This window comes from Sphaerisporangium siamense (assembly GCF_014205275.1).
Classification (GTDB): Bacteria; Actinomycetota; Actinomycetes; order Streptosporangiales; family Streptosporangiaceae; genus Sphaerisporangium; species Sphaerisporangium siamense.
Window position 1 is genome coordinate 3,145,447 of record NZ_JACHND010000001.1, and the last position, 16,071, is coordinate 3,161,517.

The window sequence follows — 16,071 nt, forward strand, 5'->3', positions numbered from 1 at the left end:
CACGGGCGGGGTCACCTGAACTGCGTCGGCAGCGGTCGAGATGTGCGGGTCACCGTTGCTTGCGGGAGCGGTGGCACGGTCAAGCGGAGCGCCGTCGGTTATGAATACGCCAAGGCGGAGTGTCCGGCCCCGCTCGGGGCCGTCGCTGTGAGCGGCGACTACGTCTGATCTAGCTGATCATTTCTGGGGCAGGGGCCAGTGACGTGTTCTGCGCGTCCTGGCTCCTTGTCATGCATCAGGGATCTTGCCGGCCACTGCGCGTATACCCCGAGACTGGGGCGCCGGTGCTTGGCGTTCAAGAGAACGGCCGCCAGATCGGCATCATGTACATCATCTGGCGGCAGCGCTACTACGACATCCGCACCGGCGCGGGCTGGCGCCAGATGTCCGACCGCGGCGGCATCACCGCCAACCACTACGACCACGTGCACGTGTCGGTCTTCTGACCGGCGTCCCTCCGACCGCCCCGCGGAAGAGCAGGGCGAGGACGAGCGCGACGGCGACCAGGACGCCACCGGCCCAGACGGGCCCCAGTTCGGCCGCCCCGGTGTTCAGGGCCGCGGCGGCGACGATGGGGCCGATGAAGGCGCCGACGTTGAGAGCGGCGGTGGCGTAGGAGCCCGCCATGGTCGGCGCCCCCGCCGCCTCGTACAGCGCGCGTGCGATGAGCGTGCCGCCCACGGCGAAGGAGAGCGCGCCCTGGGTGAACGTAAGGATCAGCAGCGCGATCGGGCCGGGCGCGAGCAGGCCGAGGGCGACCCAGCCGCCGAGGAGCAGCGGACCGCCGGCCGCGACGACGACGCCGGGCCGCCGGTCGGACAGCCGCCCGGCGACGGTGACGCCGGCGAACGAGCCCAGGCCGAACAGCACCAGCGCGACGGGGACCCACAACGGTTCAAGCCCGGCCACATCGGTGACGATCGGGGCCAGGAACGTGAAGGCGCCGAACGTCGCCGCGTTGACCAGCGCGCCCAGCAGCAGGACCACGATCAGTCGTGGACTCCGCAGCCGGGCCAGCTCCCCGCGCAGATCCGGGCCCGCCGCCTCCTCCGACCGTCCCGCGCCGGCGGGAACGCCCCGTGCCACGCCGAGCGCCGACGGCACGCACAGGAGCGCCACCAGCCAGAAGGTGGCGCGCCAGTCGAGCAGCGTCCCCAGCAGGGCTCCACCGGGCACCCCCGCGACGGTGGCGGCCGTGGTCCCCGCCAGCAGGACGGCCAGCGCCCGGCCCTTCCGGTCGGCGGGGACCAGGGCCGCGGCCGTGGTGAGCGCGACGGCGAGGAAACCGGCATAAGCCAGGGCCGCGACGACCCGGCTGACGAGCAGGACCGCGAAACCGCCGGTGACGGCGCCGACGACGTGCGTGGCCAGGAACAGCGCGAGGAACACGAGAAGCGCGGACCGCCGCGGCCACCGGCGCGCGACCCCGGCCATCAGCGGGGCGCCGACGGCCATCCCGACGGCGAAGGCCGACGTGAGCAGTCCGGCCGTGGCGATCGGAACGCCGAGATCCGCGGCGATGTCCGGCAACAGGCCGGCGAGCATGAACTCCGACGTGCCCATGGCGAACACCGCCACGGCCAGCGAATAGAGAGGCAGAGGCATCGAGAGGCTCCGAGGTGAGGAGAGATCAGAAAAGACGTCTCGTCACCGCGCTCAGCGGCCCATCTCTCCGTCCTGTCGGCCGCCACCATGTGGCGTGGACAGGCTCACTCAGTGGTTCAGGGGGCTGACGGGTGACCGAAAGCCCCCACCTTGTCCGCCTCTGGACTCGACATACCGCCCAACCTACTCACCCACCCCACCCCGCGCATCCCGGTTTCCGCTCGTTCACGGATCCCGGCCGCGCCGGAGGGCAAAGCTGAGCGCGCCTGGGCTTGGAGATCCGGCCCTAGACCGGCAGACGCCATCGGGGCCCGTCTGGCGCGCCGAGCCATATCCACTGCGCGGACGGGCTCACGCTGAGTCCGAACGCCGACTGGTGGGGCGAACCGGCTCTCCGCCATGTCTCGATCGCGTCTTCCACGGCGTCCCAGAGCCGCAGCGGCCCGTGCTGGCGTACCGTCCAGCCGGCCGCTCCCGCCTTCCTCGTGCTGGCCTGTGAGCCTGTCGCGACGTCCAACAGGATCATCTCGTCGCCTGCTCCCAACTTCTCCGCCGACGGCGCGGCGAGTTGGGCGACGAAACACCCCGTCCAGTCATCGAGAGTGCTCGGGTCTATTCTGCTCTCCCGCTCGTCGCCGATGCCGAGCATGTAGGACGCGCGCGGAGGGCGACCGTGGGGGCGGGCGTTCATGAAGGCGACGTTGTACGGGTGAAAGCGCCCCGAAGCCGTGCCGTCGTCGGCGAGGGTGAGGTGGGCCAGCGCGTTGCCGTCCATCCAGCCCCACATAGGGGTGGTGATGGTGCCACCGTCGCGGACCTGCCACATCCATGCCGGAGGGATGAAACGCACGGAACAGGTGGCGATCAGCCGGTCGTACTCGGCGTTCTTTTCATACCCGTTCAACCCGTCGCCGACGATCAGCGTCGGTGAGTGGTCACATGCCTCGATCGCTTTTCGGGCATGGGCCGCGACGCCGGGATCGCATTCGATCGAGGTCACGGCCTCACTTCCCAACCGGTGACACATCAACGCCGTGGAATAGCCCGTTCCCGTCCCGATCTCCAGCACCTTGTCGCGGTCGCCGATCTGTGCCGCCTCCAGCATGCGAACGACCAGACCGGGAGACGAGGAGGACGACGTCGGATCGCCGTGTACGGGGGCCCGAGCGTCGGCGGCCATGACGCCGTCGAGCTGTGTGACCCAGGTGTCGTCCGCGTAGGCCAGGCGCAGCCAGTCGGCATTGCTCATGTCGCTCCGCCGTACCGGCTCCCATATCGTCCCCTTCTCGTCTCCCTCCGTGGCCTGGTAGACCGCCTCCCCGAGGAACAACTCGCGTGGCACCACCTTGATCGCTTGGCACCACCGAGGGTCGGTGAGCGCTCCGGTCTCACCGAGCAGGCCGGCCAGGGCCGACCGCAGTGCGTCAGACTCCGTGGGGATGGTCATGCGCGATCCTTTGCCAGTTGTAGATGGTCGGCGATGGCGCTGGCGATACGTGCGGGGATCGGTTCGGGAAACCAAGCCCATTGACCGTTCGGATTGCACTCCAGAAAGATCCATTCATCTTCTCGGGTCAGGGCGAAGTCGAAGGCCCCAAAGATCAACCCAAGACGATCGAGATAGGCGCGAATCGCGCCGGCTATCGGCGATGGAGCTTCGATGAGCGAATAAGAGAGCTCAGGGTAATGCCGTCGCCAGTCCAACCCTGACGCGCCGTCGATTCGAACTGGAAAAATCTTGTCCCCGACCACGGTGACCCGCACATCCGCGATCTTCTCGACCTGCCGCTGGAAGAGGTGCGCGGCGTGGTTGATGGATGCGCTGATCTCATCCGGTGCGACCGTCTGTGTCCACACGTTGACAGCCGTGCCGTCCGGTCTGTTCGTCCAAGCGCGGTGAACGCCGATAAGGGGTCGGCTTTCGCCAGTACACCGATCGCACATCGGCAAGATCCAGACTCCGCGTCGCCGTATGGATCGAGCCGGACATGCCGCGGGTATCGAAATAGGCGCTCATGTGGGAATCGCTGGGAAACTCGGCCCCCGGATCGAAGCGCACGACAGGGACGTCGCGGTCGTGCAATTCGGCCGGCACCAGGTCGGCGGTCGGGTCGTCGAGGCAGGTGACCGCCAGCACTGGTGCGTTCACCGCTCAGTCCGGCGTGTAGTCGGTGGTCGAGTCGGGCCTGGCCGGAGGAGGAGGCTTGGCATCTCCGCCGTCGGGTCCGGACGGTTGTGTCGCGGTTGGCTTGCTCTGGTTGGTCCCATGCTTTCCGGCCTCAAGTGTTCGGCCGGTCGGGTCCACCCATTTACCGGTTTGTGTGGCGGCATCCAGTACGACGCGATAGTCGGGAATGGTCCCCTGGGATGGTGGGAACGGAGCCATGCGAGAGATGCCCCAGGGCATTACCGGTAAATAGTGCATATCGCTTCCCCCTCTGCGACCGCCTTACCGTATGCGTCGATGGTAACTCGGCTGCTCCGGCATGGCGAGTCGCTCAATATCAAACCGTGGTTCGGCGCGGCTGATATTGCTGGTTTCGGCGCGAGAATGGGGTGCTGCTTGCGAAGGCTTTTTCGCTGTTGGTTATCGGTGTCGTCCGGACCGCGCGGCCCTTGTGCCGGGCGGGTACTCACTCGCCTCGCTGAGCGGGCTCTGGTTCTTCGGCCACGGGTACGTCGTGTGGTCATGGGGTGGAGGAGGAGGTGATTCTGTTCTTGAACCAGTGGTAGGAGGCTTTGGGGGTGCGGGTTTGGGTGGGGAAGTCGACGTGGACGAGGCCGAAGCGTTGGGTGTAGCCCTCGGCCCATTCGAAGTTGTCGAGGAGGGACCAGACGTAGTAGCCGCGTACGTCGACGCCCTCGGACATGGCGGCGCCGACGGCCTGGATGTGGGCGTCGAGGAAGGCGATGCGGTCCTGGTCGTCGATCACGCCGTCGGGGCCGGGGGTGTCCGGTTGTGAGCAGCCGTTCTCGGTGACGTAGACGGGGGGCAGGGCGTCGCCGTAGCGGGCCTTGAGGCCGGTGAGGAGTTCGCGCAGGCCGTCGGGCACCACTGGCCAGCCGAAGGCGGTGGTGGGGTATCCGGTGATCCCGGCGTCGTCGAAGGGGAGGCCGGTGGGCTCGCCGGGGGCGCGGATACGGGTGGGGTTGTAGTAGTTGACGCCGAGGCCGTCCAGGGGCTGGGCGATCACGGCGAGGTCGCCGTCGCGCACGGCCGGCATGGCGTCGACGCCGAACGCCGACAGGTCGGGGTAGCGGCCGAGCAGCACGGGGTCGTTGAAGAGCCGGTTGTGCAGGATGTCGTAGGCGTCGGCGGCCCGCAGGTCGTCCGCGGAGGAGGACGCGGGGCGGACGGGCGTGAGGTTGTTGGTGACCAGCACCCGTTCCGCGCCGTGCGCGCGCAGGGCCTGTGCCGCGAGCCCGTGACCGAGGAGCTGGTGGTGGGCGACGGGCAGGGCGTCGAGGAAGAGCATGCGGCCGGGGGCGTGGGTGCCGAGGGCGTAGCCGAACACCATGTGGACGAAGGGTTCGTTCAGCGTGATCCAGATCGGCACGCGGTCGGCGAGGCGGGCGGCCACGACGCCGGCGTAGTCGGCGAGGCGGCTCGCGGTGTCGCGGGCGAGCCAGCCGCCCTCGTCCTCCAGAGCCTGGGGGAGGTCCCAGTGGAAGAGCGTGGCCGCCGGGACGATGCCCTGGGCGCACAGGCCGTCGACCAGCCGGTCATAGAAGTCGAGGCCCGCCTGGTTCACCTCGCCACGCCCGGCTGGGAGGATTCTCGGCCACGAAATGGAGAAACGATAGGAGTTCACCCCCAGGGCGGCCATGAGCATGACATCCTCTGACCAGCGGTGGTAATGGTCGCACGCCATATCACCGGTGTGGCCGTCCTTCACCTTGCCCGGTTCGTGGGCGAAGGTGTCCCAGATCGACAGGCCGCGGCCGTCGTCCGCCACGGCCCCCTCGATCTGGTATGACGCGGTTGCGGTGCCCCAGAGGAACATGATGGCCTCCTTGTGAGGAGCGTGGGCGAGGGTTCGGGCGGCGCCCTCACCCGTGCGGCCGAAGACGCGCCCGGCAGTTATGAATACTGCTCATGTTATGCGGGGCACCTCGATACGGAGGGATGATGGGGGAATGACGAACGTCTCGGCGGGAACGCTCCGCCGGCGCCCGGCTCAGCGCCGCAGCGTGGAGCGGGTCGAGCGCATGCTCGACGAATGCGCGCGCCTGCTCGACGAGGTGGGGTACGACGGTCTGACGACCAAGGAGGTCGCCCGCAGGGCGGGGGTGCCGATCGGCACGTTCTACCAGTTCTTTCCCGACAAACAGGGGCTCGTGCGGGCGCTGGCCCTGCGCAACCTCGACGCCTTCCTCTCCCGCCTCACCTCGCGGCTCGGCGACGCGCAGATCACCGACTGGACCGGCGCCGTCGACCTGGCCGTGGACGAGTTCGTGGAGATGAAGCGCACCATACCCGGCTTCGCGATCATGGACTTCGGCGAGATCCTGCCGACCCCGGCGGGGCCGCCGCTCAAGGGCACCGACCGCCTGCTGGACTCGACGCTGGAGAACAATGTCATCGTCGCCGACCGTCTGCGGTCGCTGACCATCGAGCTGCTCGGCGCCCCGACGGGGCCGGCCCTGGACCGCGCGCTCATCGTGGCCGTGGAGGCCGCGGACGCCGTGCTGAAGCTCGCCTTCCGCGCCCACCCCGGCGGGGACCCCGATCTCGTCGCCGAGTGCAAACGGCTGGTCCGCAGGTATCTCGCCGACCACCTGCCCGCCCGCTGACCAGGAAACCCGGGTGGCGGCCCGGGTACGGCGGCGTCAGGCCAGGGACGGCTCGTCCAGGCGGCCGAGCAGGTGCTCGTCCAGCTTGACCTCGCGCGCCCCGAGCATCTCGTCGAGTTGCGCGAGCGAGCTGACGCCGACGATCGGGACGATGTCCTGGGCCAGCAGCCAGGCGATCACCACCTGGTTCGGCGTGGCGCCGATCTCGCCGGCCACCTCGCGCAGCGCGGCCAGGCGCCTGGTCGTGCCCGGGTGGTCGTACTGCGCGGGGATCGGGCGGTCCGCGCGGGTGTAGGCGCCGGACAGCAGCGTGGAGTAGGTCCACAGCCGCAGGCCCTCGGCGCGCACGTAGCCGAGGGTCTCCTCGCCGGCCTGCACGTGCGCGGACTCGTCCAGCCGCACGCCCGGCCGGGGGCGCAGGTAGGAGTGCCGGAGCTGCACGTGCGTGTAGGGCGTGAGGCCCGCCGACAGCGCGAGGCCGCGCGCCCGCTCGATCCGCCACGCCGGGTGGTTGGACGCGCCGACGTGCCGCGCCTTGCCCTCGGCGACCAGCTCGCCGAAGACGCGGGCCTGCTCCTCCAGCGGGGTCGCGTGGTCCTCGACGTGGGCCCAGTAGACGTCCACGTGGTCGGTGCCGAGCCGGCGCAGGCTGCCCTCGACCGCCGCGCGGACGGTCGAGGGCGACAGCCCCTCGGCCGAGTCCAGGGTGCGGGCGCCGGGCAGGGTGGGACGGGCGCCGCACTTGGTGCTCACGACCATGCGGTCGCGGGCGCCGCGGGAGGCGAGCCATCTGCCGATCGTGGTCTCGCTCTCGTCGCCGGTGCCGCCGTCCACCCAGAACGTGTAATTGTTCGCCGTGTCCAGGACGGTGCCGCCGGCCTCGGCGAACCGGTCGAGGATGGCGAACGACGCGGCCTCGTCGAGGGCCGTGCCGAAGGGGATGGTGCCAAGGGCGATGTCGGTCATGGCGGACACCCTGCACGCTGGAGTGGACTCCAGGTCAAACGGCTTGACCTGGAGCGTACTCCAGGTGCGATGCTCGACCGGTGAGCGTCTACACACCGGGACAGGTCGCGGAGGAGACCGGCTTCAGTCTGGACACTCTGCGGTACTACGAGCGCATCGGCCTGCTGGAGCCGATCGAGCGGAACTCCGCGGGGCAGAGGAGGTTCAACGATTCGCACCTGAGCTGGCTGACCATGGTCAGGTGCCTGCGCACCACGGGTATGCCGATCGCCGAGATGGTGCGCTTCGCCCAGCTCGTCCGTGACGGGGACGAGACGATCAGCGACCGCATCGCGTTGCTGGAGTCCCACGACCGCGAGGTGGAGGCCCAGATCGCCGAGCTGAAGGAGAAGCAGGCCGCGATCCAGCGGAAGATCGGCTACTACCGCGACGTGCTCGCGCTCGCCTCGAACACGCCCGCCTGCGACGACGCCGCGCCGGCGCCGTCGCGCTGAGCCGCCGGAGGACGCGCGCCCGAGCGGGGCGGGCGTCCGCGGGGCGCGGATCAGGTGCGGGGCGCGCCGGCGCGGTCGCTGTAGGCGCTGGCCTGGATGGAGTACAGGTCGGCGTACTGGCCGCCGAGGGCCGTCAACTCCTCGTGGGTGCCCTGCTCGATCACCTTGCCGTGGTCGAGCACGTAGATGCGGTCGGCGTAGCGCACGCTGGCCAGGCGGTGGGTGATGAGCAGGACGGTACGGCCGTCGGCGTGCCCGCGGATGCGCTCGAACAGGGCGTGCTCGGCACGGGCGTCGAGCGCGGCCGTCGGCTCGTCGCAGATCAGCAGCGGCGCGTCCCGGTAGAACCCGCGGGCCACGGCGATGCGCTGCCACTGGCCGCCCGAGGGCTCGTGCCCGTCCTTGAACCGGCGGTCGAGCAGGGTGCGGTAGCCGTGCGGCAGCTCGGCGATGACCTGGTCGGCCCCGGCGACCCTCGCCGACGCGTGCAGGGCCTCGGCGCCCTTCTCCAGGCCCATGGCGATGTTGTCCTTGGCGGTGAGCGGCCAGCGGGTGTGGTCCTGGGCGATGACGGCGATGTTGCGCCGGAGCTCCTCGGCGGGCACGTCGGCGAGGTCGGTGTCGTCCCACAGCACGCGCCCGCCACCGGGCTCGTACAGGCCCGCGATGATCTTGGAAAGGGTGGTCTTGCCCGAGCCGTTCTCGCCGACCAGGGCCACCACCTCGCCCCGCTCGATGTGGACGGAGACCTGGTCGAGGGCGGCCTCCTCCTTGCCGGGGTAATGGAAGGTGACGTCCTCGACGGCGATGCGGCGGAAGGCCGGGGGAGCGGGGAGCGGGCGCGCCGGGCTCTGGCGGCGGCGTGCCTCGGCGCAGAAGTCGAGGAAGTCGGTGAAGTAGAGCCCCTCCTCGTACAGGCGGTTGGTGGCGTACATCAGGGTGGACAGGTAGCTCTGCCCGGAGCGGATGGCGAGGACGGCCGTGCCGGCGACGGCCAGCGGCACGGCGGCGACGGCGAGCAGCAGCCCGAGCGCGACGTAGACGATGGCGGTGCCGAGGCCGCCGAGCGCCTCGCCGACCACGCGCGCGAACGTCTGGCGCCGGGCCAGCCGCAGCACGACCTCCTGCTCGGCGTCGGCGACCTGGTCGTACAGCCGCATGAGGAACGCGCGCATGGTGAACGAGCGGACCTCCGCGGCGGTCTCGCGCTCCGCCATGAGGTCGCTGAGGATCCATTTGCGCCGCCGCACGGGCATCAGCGCGTACATGGTGGTGTAGCGCATGCGGGCCGAGCGGACGGCGGCCCAGGCGTCGGGGATCACCGCGAGGACCAGCAGGGGCAGCAGCACGGGATGCAGGATGCCGAGCACGCCCGCCGCGGCGGCGATGCCGATGAGCCCGGTGAGGACGTCGATCGCCGAGTCGACCACGGTGTCCACCATGGAGACGCCGCGCGAGCGGGCGCGCTGGAGCGAGTCGTGGAAGTCGGGGTCGTCGAAGGCGATGAGGTCGACGCGGCTGGTCAGGTCGTAGAGCTGGGTCTCCGCGATACGGCCGACCTGCGGCTCCAGCCTGGACTGGGCCCAGCCGGCCCCGGCCTGCAGGGCGGTGCGCAGCGTGGCGGCGGCGCCGACGAGCAGCAGGCTGGGCAGGGCGGCCTTGACGCGGTCGGGGGTGGGGCCGGAGGAGAAGAGGGCCTGCAGCACGCCGGTGGTGGCGAGGAGCCCGAACGCGGTGAACACCCCGCCGAGCGCGCTGAGGGAGATGGTGGCCACGGTGTCGCGGGGGCTGGCCCGCCACGCCATGCCCACGGCCTGGCCGATGAGGGCGGGCAGCCTGCGGGCCACGGTGAGGAAACCGACGCCGGACATGGTGGCGATGTGGGTGTGCCACTCGCCGAAGGTCACCTCGCCGAGGTCGATCGCCTCGTCGGCGTCCGGGGAATCGGGACGCGCGCCATTGGGCGGGGCGTCATTCGGCGCGGAGCCGTCGTGGCCGTGAGGGCGCGCGGACGCCGCGGCGCGCGCCGTGTCGGAGTGGTCCGGACCGGGGGAATCCTGCGGGAGCTCGGCCATGCTGGCAGTGTGACCGGCCCCACCGACAGTTTAAAGACGCACTGGTAAACCTCGGCGTTTCGGTTGAAAGTCGCAATTACTTTGGCGGGTCCGCTATTCCGGCGGGCCCGCCGGCGCGCGCGGCCGGGGTCAGGACGGCCGGAGGGTGGGGTTCCATTCGAACGCACCGCCCGAGGGCTCGGGAAGACGCGGGACGAGACGCTCGGCCTCCGCGTGCAGGGCGGCGATCAGGAGGAGTTCGAGGCCCAGGTCTTCGAGGTCGACGGTTTCCAACTGAGGCTCCCGATGTGAGATGGCTCACCGGCCGGGTTGCTCACCTGGGTGGCCGGTGCTCGTGGAATCTTACCTTCCGTGACGGCGATCCGCAGCCTTGGCCTGCGTTGTTCACTCTTCGTATAGATCAGAGGTGGTCAATGGTACATCCTGGACATTCGGTGACATAGGGGGTGGACGCCACGAATAGGGGGAGGCGTGACCGTTATCGGGGCACGACCGATCTCCTCCTCACCGGGCGCTCCGCCTCACTGCCCGCCGGAACGCCCCTTATGCCGAACTGCCGATGGTGCTCGGTGACGGCTCTGCCGGCCGCCCACGTCGCTTGATCAGAGCAGAGTAGCCAATGCGACGATAATTGCGGAAGGTGGAATTTCAAGGGAGTTGTAGCAATTTCTTGACACTTAGTGGGGCGGTCCGTGGCTGCGCGGCCACGCTACGCGAGTCAGGGGCCTGGTCAGGGGTGTGGTTCCCGCAGCCGCCGCTTCGCCCTTCCTGATACATCAACAAAAACACGTCTATATCGTTCTGTCGGGCGGTATGTGATGGATTGCAGGCGAATCCGGCATGAGTTGGGCGCGCTCCGTTATTTGATGGAACACTTGCGTAATGGCGCGCCCGCCGTTCCCCGGCCGGGCGCGCTCCGCCGCCCCACATCCCCGGATGCCTGAGAGCGCCGCGTGGCCCGCCGCACGGGTGAGGTCGCCTTGGAGGGGTGGAGACCGACCCCAGGGTCACGCGGTCGCGACCCCGGGCACGGTGCCCTGCGGCCCCTGCCCGGGTTCGCCCTCGCGCGGTCAGTCCTGCCGCACGTCCACGCCGAGCGCGCTCGCGATGAGCACGGCCTGGTGCAGGTCCACGATCGCGCCCCGCAGGTCCACGGTCAGCGGCTCCAGCGAGGACAGGTCGCTGCCGCGCAGGTCGCACCGCAGGAAGCTCGTCTTCTCGAGCGACGAGCCGGACAGGTCCACCCCGGTGAGCCGGCCGTCCACGAAACGGGCGCCGTTGAGATCGGCCTCGCGCATGCGCAGGTCCGTGAAGGTGGTGCCGCTCAGGTTCGCCCCGGCGAGCGCGGTGAACGACCAGTCGCCGCCCTCGGCCCTGAGCAGGTCGAAGGTGCAGCCCTCGAACACGCTGCCGACGAGCTTGCAGCCGGTGAAGTTCGCGTCGAAGAACGAGCAGCGCGAGAAGTAACAGTTGACGAAGGCGCTGTCGGAGTGCCGTGAGGCGTTGAACCGGGCTCCCCGGAACACGCATTCGGTGAACACGGCGCCCTGGCCGGTGACTTCGGTCAGGTCGACGTCGATGAAGGCGACGTTGGAGTGGTTCTGCCCGGAGATGTCAAGGTCATCCCAGTCGTCGGAGATGACGGAGGTGTGGGTCTCCGGGGGCTTGCGCCGGTGTGAACGGTCAGCCATCGGCGGACCTCGGGGTCATGGCGGTCATGGCCCGATACTTCCACGCCGGTCCGACAGGACCGCCGCCCCGTCCGTCCGCGAGCAGTCCTCTGAGGGTTCCACCAGGCCGCACCCGCCTGTACCTGACTATATGGAGACGTTACTCGCCTGCCCTTGACGGCCTCGCCCGCCGAATGCGTTGATTGCGTACCTGACAACGTTGTCACCGCGCCCCGACACGGCCGGGGCGTCACACGCTGACAGCGTCCCTCTGACCCCCCGAAGGGACGGCACAGAAATGCGACGACGGTGGATGTCGGCCGTCGCGGTCACCGTGGCGGGCCTCCTCTCCCTGACCGCCTGCGGCGGCGGTGGCGACGGGAAGAGCGCCGGCGACGGCCAGGCGGCGAAGAAGCAGGTCGAGGTCTTCTCCTGGTGGACGGGCCCCGGCGAGGCGGACGGCCTGAAGGCCATGCGCGAGATCTTCGAGAAGCGGAACCAGGGCCTGACCTTCTTCGACGCCGCCGTCGCGGGCGGCTCGGGCGACAAGGCCCGCGCGCTGCTCTCCAGCAAGCTCCAGGCGAACCAGCCGCCCGACACCTTCCAGGGCCACGCCGGCGCCGAGCTCCAGGGCTACATCAAGGCCGGCAAGCTGGAACCGCTGAACGCGCTCTACGACGAGCTGAAGCTGAAGGAGGTCTTCCCGCAGCAGCTCGTCGACCAGATCACCTACAAGGGCAACGTCTACTCGGTGCCGGTGAACATCCACCGCTCCAACGTCCTGTGGTTCAACCCCAAGGTGCTGAAGGACGCGGGCGTCGCCGCCCCGCCGAAGACGATCGAGGAGTTCGTCACGGCCCTGGAGGCGGTGAAGAAGACCAAGAAGATCCCGCTGTCGATCGGCTCGGAGTGGACGGTGGTCCACCTGCTGGAGAGCGTGCTGCTCGGCTCGCTCGGCACCGACGCCTACAACGCCCTGTGGACCCCGGGAGCCGACTGGTCGGGCCCGGCCGTCACCAAGGCGCTGCGGGACTTCACGACGATCCTGTCGTACGCGGGCCCCGCCCAGGACGACTGGCAGCCCGCCTCCAAGCAGGTGGCCGACGGCGCGGCGGCGTTCAACGTCATGGGCGACTGGGCCTACGGCTACTTCCACAACCCGCCGGACGGCGGGCTCGGCAAGAAGTCCAAGGAGGACTTCGACTGGGTGGCCTCGCCCGGCACGGACGGCACGTTCATGTGGCTGTCGGACAGCTTCACGCTGCCCAAGGGCGCGCCGAACCGCGACGGCGCCCTCGCCTGGCTCAAGGTCGCCGCGAGCAAGGAGGGCCAGGACGCCTTCAACCCCAAGAAGGGGTCCATCCCGGCGCGCAAGGACGCCGACAAGGCCCTCTACACCGACTACCTGGAGTGGGACCTGGCCCAGTGGGCGAACGGCAAGCTCGCCGGGTCCATCCAGCACGGCGTCGTCGCCAACGACGCGTGGAAGACGGCCATCACCGAGGCGGTCGGGCTGTTCCTGCAGAGCAAGGACGTGGCCAAGCTGCAGCAGGCGCTGGTCCAGGCCGCGCAGACCAGCAACCAGTGACCACCCGGCCCGTGCCCGCGCGTGGTCGCGGGCACGGGCCGACGCTTGGGGGTGTCCGTGTCACGGCTCAGAAGGCCGCGCCTCAGAAGATGGCTGCCGGGCCTGCTCCTGGTGACGCCGTCCATCGTCCTGATCGCCGTCTTCGTGTACGGCATGCTGGGCTGGAACTTCCGGCTGGCCATGACCGATCAGCACGACGAGATCTCCGAGGGGAGGTTCGTCGGGCTGGAGAACTTCGTCGCGCTCTGGGACCAGGAGCGCTGGGGCCTGTCGGTCAAGCACGCGATCGTCTTCACGGTGGTGTTCGTGGGCGGCGCGCTGGCGCTCGGCTGGCTGCTCGCCTTCCTGATGGAGAAGGGGATCAGAGGCGAGGGCGGTTTCCGCACCGTCTACCTGTTCCCGATGGCCATCTCGTTCGTGGCGACGGGCGTCGTGTGGCGGTGGCTGATGAACAGCGGCCAGGGGGAGCAGGCCGTCGGGCTGAACCGGCTCTTCCAGGCAGTAGGGCTGGGGTTCCTGGAGAACGGCTGGTTCCGCGGGGAGGACTGGGGGATGGCCGCGATGGCGATCCCCGCCATCTGGCAGATGTCCGGCTATGTCATGGCATTGTTCCTGGCCGGGTTCCGCGGCGTCCCCGAAGAGCTGCGCGAGGCCGCCCGGGTGGACGGCTGCCGGGAATGGCAGGTCTACCGGTACGTCGTCTTCCCCTTCCTGCGGCCGGTCACGCTGTCCGCCCTGATCATCCTCGGGCACATCTCGCTCAAGGTGTTCGACCTCATCGTGTCGGTGTCCGGCAAGCAGATCATCACGGACGTGCCCGCCGTCTTCATGTGGGTCGCGGTGTTCGACGCCCACGATCCGGCCAAGGGCGCGACGATCGCCGCGTACATCGTGCTCGCCGTCGCCGTCTTCGTCGTCCCGTACCTGATCTGGAACGCCCGCAGGGAGAAGCGCTCATGACCACCACGGCCGCCGCGCGGCAGCCCCGCACCGCGCCGGTCGCGCGCGCGTCCCGCCGGCCGGTCTATCTGCGGTTCGCCCTGCTGCTCCTCTTCGTCGTGGTCTTCCTGCTCCCGATCTACGTGCTCCTGGTCACCAGCTTCAAGCCCCTGACCGAGGCGGACCCGAGCCAGGCGTGGAGCCTGCCCCGCGTGTGGACGACCGAGGCGTGGCGGGTCGCCTGGGAGAAGCTGCGGCCGGGCATCGCCAACAGCTTCCTGCTGACGATCCCCGGGTCGCTGCTCTCGGCCGCGCTGGGGGCGATGAACGGGTTCGTGCTGTCCAAGTGGCGCTTCCCCGGCGCCGACGTGGTGTTCACGCTGTTCCTGTTCGGCATGTTCATCCCGTACCAGGGGGTGATGATCCCGCTCGTCCAGCTCATGGTGAACCTCAACGTCTACGGCGGCATCCCCGGCCTCGTCCTCGCCCACGTGGTGTACGGCATTCCGATCTGCACGCTGATCTTCCGCAACTACTACGCGACGATCCCGGACGAGCTGATGGAGGCCGCCCGCGTGGACGGCGCCGGCATGCTGCGGACATTCTGGTCGATCGTGATCCCCGTCTCGGGCCCGGCCTTCGCCGTCGTGGTCATCTGGCAGTTCACCTCGCTGTGGAACGACTTCCTGTTCGCGGTGTTCCTGACCGGCCCCAGTTCGTGGCCCACGACCGTGATGCTCAACAACATCGCGGGCGCCCAGACCGTGCCCTACAGCCAGCAGATGGCGGCGGCGATCCTGGCCTCGGTCCCGACGATGCTCGTGTACGTGCTGCTCGGACGCTTCTTCATGCGCGGGCTCATGGCCGGGGCGCTCAAGGGCTGAGCGGCGCGGTCAGCCGCCGTTCACCAGGGCGTCCCCGAGCGGCGTGCGGCGGTACAGCACCGAGCGCCCCACCCGCGCGCCGGTGATCAGCCCGGCCTCGCGCAGCGCGGCCACGTGGTCGCCGGCCCCGCCGACGCTGAGCCCGAGCAGCGCCGCGAGCTGGGTCGTGGTCGCGGGCACCGTGAGCAGGACCTCCGCGCGGGTCCGCCCGATGAGCCGCGCCAGCCCCTTGGCGGGCACAGGCTCCGCGGCGATCCCCCGCGCCGTGTAGACCAGCGCGTACGGCCAGACGTGCTCCAGGTACGCGCCGACGCCGTGGCCGAAGACGCTCGGGACGAAGAGCAGGCCCCGGCCGCCGAGCCGGTGCCGCCGGTCCTCGCCCGCGCTTTCCATGCGCACCCGGATGTGACCGGCCGCCCCTTCGGTATGCCAGCGGACCTTGGGGCTGAGGTCCTCCAGGGCCGCCGCCCACCCGTACGTGGCCAGGCGGCCCGCTCGCTGCACGACGTCGCGCTCCAGGATGGCCTGGAGGCGCGGCCATTCGGGCCGGACGATGCCCTGCCACGCGGCCTCCAGCACGTCGGCGAGCAGCGTCACCACGTCCGGCCGGTCCAGGACGGCCACCAGGTCGGGCGGCGCGGCCGGCCTGCCGAGCAGGTTCCGCGCGATCTCGTCCCTGGCCTGCGCCAGGGGCGTGGCCCGCATGACGGCCAGCTCGTCCTCGAACGCGACGTTCACGCCGGACGGCGGGGGAGCGATGAAGTCGGCGCTGTAGTCGCCGCGGCGGAACAGCACGGCCAGCGCGGCGAGCGCCGGCCTCTCGCGCAGCAGCCGCGCGTACGGCGCACGCGCGCGCTCGGCCCAGCGCGCGTGGACGCCCGGCTCCTGATGGCCGGACAGGATGCGCAGCGCGTGCATGGTCTCGATCAGCGGCGAGACGGCGAACCGGCTGGCCATGACGTCCTGCGGGCCGACCTCGATGATCAGTGCCCTACCCATGGAACACTCCCGACCTTTCGGTCATGGACGAAAGCTTAGCCAGGCGCGGGGCCGGTG

The 16,071-nt window shown here is 69.8% G+C and carries 16 protein-coding genes and 1 pseudogene; 6 read left to right on the forward strand and 11 right to left on the reverse strand.

Annotation, left to right across the window (positions count from 1 at the left end; translation table 11 throughout):
- Positions 1–302: 302 nt before the first annotated feature.
- Positions 303–446, forward strand: a pseudogene (locus BJ982_RS14470) (VldE C-terminal domain-containing protein); the annotation flags it as partial.
- Here BJ982_RS14470 and BJ982_RS14475 read toward each other — a convergent pair.
- The 6 genes from BJ982_RS14475 to BJ982_RS14495 form a co-directional block, all read right to left on the reverse strand.
- Positions 403–1,605: a Cmx/CmrA family chloramphenicol efflux MFS transporter gene (locus tag BJ982_RS14475; RefSeq protein WP_184880394.1), complete on the reverse strand. Its 1,203-nt coding sequence runs from the start codon at positions 1,603–1,605 to the stop codon at positions 403–405. The pseudogene BJ982_RS14470 and the gene BJ982_RS14475 sit on opposite strands and share 44 nt — an antisense overlap.
- A gap of 286 nt (positions 1,606–1,891) precedes the next feature.
- Entirely contained in the window at positions 1,892–3,052 is a 1,161-nt protein-coding gene (gene tgmC, locus BJ982_RS14480) for an ATP-grasp peptide maturase system methyltransferase (protein WP_184880396.1), read from the reverse strand.
- A complete protein-coding gene (locus BJ982_RS38495) occupies positions 3,049–3,462 on the reverse strand; it encodes an MvdC/MvdD family ATP grasp protein (RefSeq protein WP_203959127.1) in 414 nt (137 codons plus the stop codon). Before BJ982_RS38495 ends, tgmC begins: the two co-directional genes overlap by 4 nt.
- Positions 3,434–3,754, reverse strand: a complete 321-nt coding sequence (locus BJ982_RS38500) for an MvdC/MvdD family ATP grasp protein (protein WP_203959128.1) — start codon at positions 3,752–3,754, stop codon at positions 3,434–3,436. The genes BJ982_RS38495 and BJ982_RS38500 overlap by 29 nt, the downstream gene beginning before the upstream one ends.
- A 3-nt stretch (positions 3,755–3,757) precedes the next feature.
- A complete protein-coding gene (gene tgmA / locus BJ982_RS40885; protein WP_184880398.1) occupies positions 3,758–4,030 on the reverse strand; it encodes a putative ATP-grasp-modified RiPP in 273 nt (90 codons plus the stop codon).
- 262 nt (positions 4,031–4,292) lie between these two features.
- On the reverse strand, positions 4,293–5,609 hold the full coding sequence (locus tag BJ982_RS14495) for a GH1 family beta-glucosidase (protein ID WP_184880400.1): 1,317 nt from the start codon (positions 5,607–5,609) through the stop codon (positions 4,293–4,295).
- Between the two features lie 133 nt (positions 5,610–5,742).
- Here BJ982_RS14495 and BJ982_RS14500 point away from each other — a divergent pair, with 133 nt between their 5' ends.
- Positions 5,743–6,399, forward strand: a complete 657-nt coding sequence (locus tag BJ982_RS14500; protein WP_184880402.1) for a TetR/AcrR family transcriptional regulator — start codon at positions 5,743–5,745, stop codon at positions 6,397–6,399.
- A gap of 36 nt (positions 6,400–6,435) precedes the next feature.
- Here BJ982_RS14500 and BJ982_RS14505 read toward each other — a convergent pair whose 3' ends face one another.
- Positions 6,436–7,365: an aldo/keto reductase gene (locus BJ982_RS14505; protein WP_184880404.1), complete on the reverse strand. Its 930-nt coding sequence runs from the start codon at positions 7,363–7,365 to the stop codon at positions 6,436–6,438.
- A gap of 80 nt (positions 7,366–7,445) precedes the next feature.
- Here BJ982_RS14505 and BJ982_RS14510 point away from each other — a divergent pair, with 80 nt between their 5' ends.
- The gene (locus BJ982_RS14510; protein WP_184880406.1) at positions 7,446–7,859 is read left to right on the forward strand and encodes a MerR family transcriptional regulator; all 414 of its coding nucleotides are present in this window, start codon (positions 7,446–7,448) and stop codon (positions 7,857–7,859) included.
- Between the two features lie 50 nt (positions 7,860–7,909).
- Here the strand turns inward: BJ982_RS14510 and BJ982_RS14515 are convergent, their stop codons facing one another.
- The 3 genes from BJ982_RS14515 to BJ982_RS14525 all read right to left on the reverse strand — a co-directional run bounded on the left by BJ982_RS14515 (position 7,910) and on the right by BJ982_RS14525 (position 11,625).
- The gene (locus BJ982_RS14515; protein ID WP_184880408.1) at positions 7,910–9,934 is read right to left on the reverse strand and encodes an ABC transporter ATP-binding protein; all 2,025 of its coding nucleotides are present in this window, start codon (positions 9,932–9,934) and stop codon (positions 7,910–7,912) included.
- Between the two features lie 129 nt (positions 9,935–10,063).
- On the reverse strand, positions 10,064–10,207 hold the full coding sequence (locus tag BJ982_RS14520; RefSeq protein WP_184612481.1) for a hypothetical protein: 144 nt from the start codon (positions 10,205–10,207) through the stop codon (positions 10,064–10,066).
- A 797-nt stretch (positions 10,208–11,004) separates the two neighbouring features.
- Entirely contained in the window at positions 11,005–11,625 is a 621-nt protein-coding gene (locus BJ982_RS14525; protein ID WP_184880410.1) for a pentapeptide repeat-containing protein, read from the reverse strand.
- A gap of 277 nt (positions 11,626–11,902) precedes the next feature.
- Between BJ982_RS14525 and BJ982_RS14530 the strand changes: the two genes are divergently transcribed.
- The 3 genes from BJ982_RS14530 to BJ982_RS14540 are packed head-to-tail and all read left to right on the forward strand — an operon-like array spanning position 11,903 to position 15,015.
- Entirely contained in the window at positions 11,903–13,192 is a 1,290-nt protein-coding gene (locus BJ982_RS14530) for an ABC transporter substrate-binding protein (RefSeq protein ID WP_184880412.1), read from the forward strand.
- Between the two features lie 57 nt (positions 13,193–13,249).
- Entirely contained in the window at positions 13,250–14,152 is a 903-nt protein-coding gene (locus BJ982_RS14535; protein WP_239123042.1) for a carbohydrate ABC transporter permease, read from the forward strand.
- Complete coding sequence (locus tag BJ982_RS14540) at positions 14,149–15,015, forward strand: carbohydrate ABC transporter permease (protein ID WP_184880414.1); 867 nt, start codon at positions 14,149–14,151, stop codon at positions 15,013–15,015. Before BJ982_RS14535 ends, BJ982_RS14540 begins: the two co-directional genes overlap by 4 nt.
- Before the next feature lie 9 nt (positions 15,016–15,024).
- Here the strand turns inward: BJ982_RS14540 and BJ982_RS14545 are convergent, their stop codons facing one another.
- The gene (locus tag BJ982_RS14545; RefSeq protein ID WP_203959129.1) at positions 15,025–16,014 is read right to left on the reverse strand and encodes a DUF5937 family protein; all 990 of its coding nucleotides are present in this window, start codon (positions 16,012–16,014) and stop codon (positions 15,025–15,027) included.
- Positions 16,015–16,071: the final 57 nt, after the last annotated feature.

Excerpts from the sequence above, each read along its gene's own strand:
- BJ982_RS14545 (WP_203959129.1), bottom strand. The coding sequence starts at position 16,014 with ATGGGTAGGGCACTGATCATCGAGGTCGGCCCGCAGGACGTCATGGCC.
- BJ982_RS14500 (WP_184880402.1), top strand. The coding sequence starts at position 5,743 with ATGACGAACGTCTCGGCGGGAACGCTCCGCCGGCGCCCGGCTCAGCGC.
- BJ982_RS14505 (WP_184880404.1), bottom strand. The coding sequence starts at position 7,365 with ATGACCGACATCGCCCTTGGCACCATCCCCTTCGGCACGGCCCTCGAC.
- tgmC (WP_184880396.1), bottom strand. The coding sequence starts at position 3,052 with ATGACCATCCCCACGGAGTCTGACGCACTGCGGTCGGCCCTGGCCGGC.
- BJ982_RS14475 (WP_184880394.1), bottom strand. The coding sequence starts at position 1,605 with ATGCCTCTGCCTCTCTATTCGCTGGCCGTGGCGGTGTTCGCCATGGGC.
- BJ982_RS14530 (WP_184880412.1), top strand. The coding sequence starts at position 11,903 with ATGCGACGACGGTGGATGTCGGCCGTCGCGGTCACCGTGGCGGGCCTC.
- BJ982_RS14495 (WP_184880400.1), bottom strand. The coding sequence starts at position 5,609 with ATGTTCCTCTGGGGCACCGCAACCGCGTCATACCAGATCGAGGGGGCC.
- BJ982_RS14540 (WP_184880414.1), top strand. The coding sequence starts at position 14,149 with ATGACCACCACGGCCGCCGCGCGGCAGCCCCGCACCGCGCCGGTCGCG.
- tgmA (WP_184880398.1), bottom strand. The coding sequence starts at position 4,030 with ATGCACTATTTACCGGTAATGCCCTGGGGCATCTCTCGCATGGCTCCG.
- BJ982_RS14525 (WP_184880410.1), bottom strand. The coding sequence starts at position 11,625 with ATGGCTGACCGTTCACACCGGCGCAAGCCCCCGGAGACCCACACCTCC.
- BJ982_RS14515 (WP_184880408.1), bottom strand. The coding sequence starts at position 9,934 with ATGGCCGAGCTCCCGCAGGATTCCCCCGGTCCGGACCACTCCGACACG.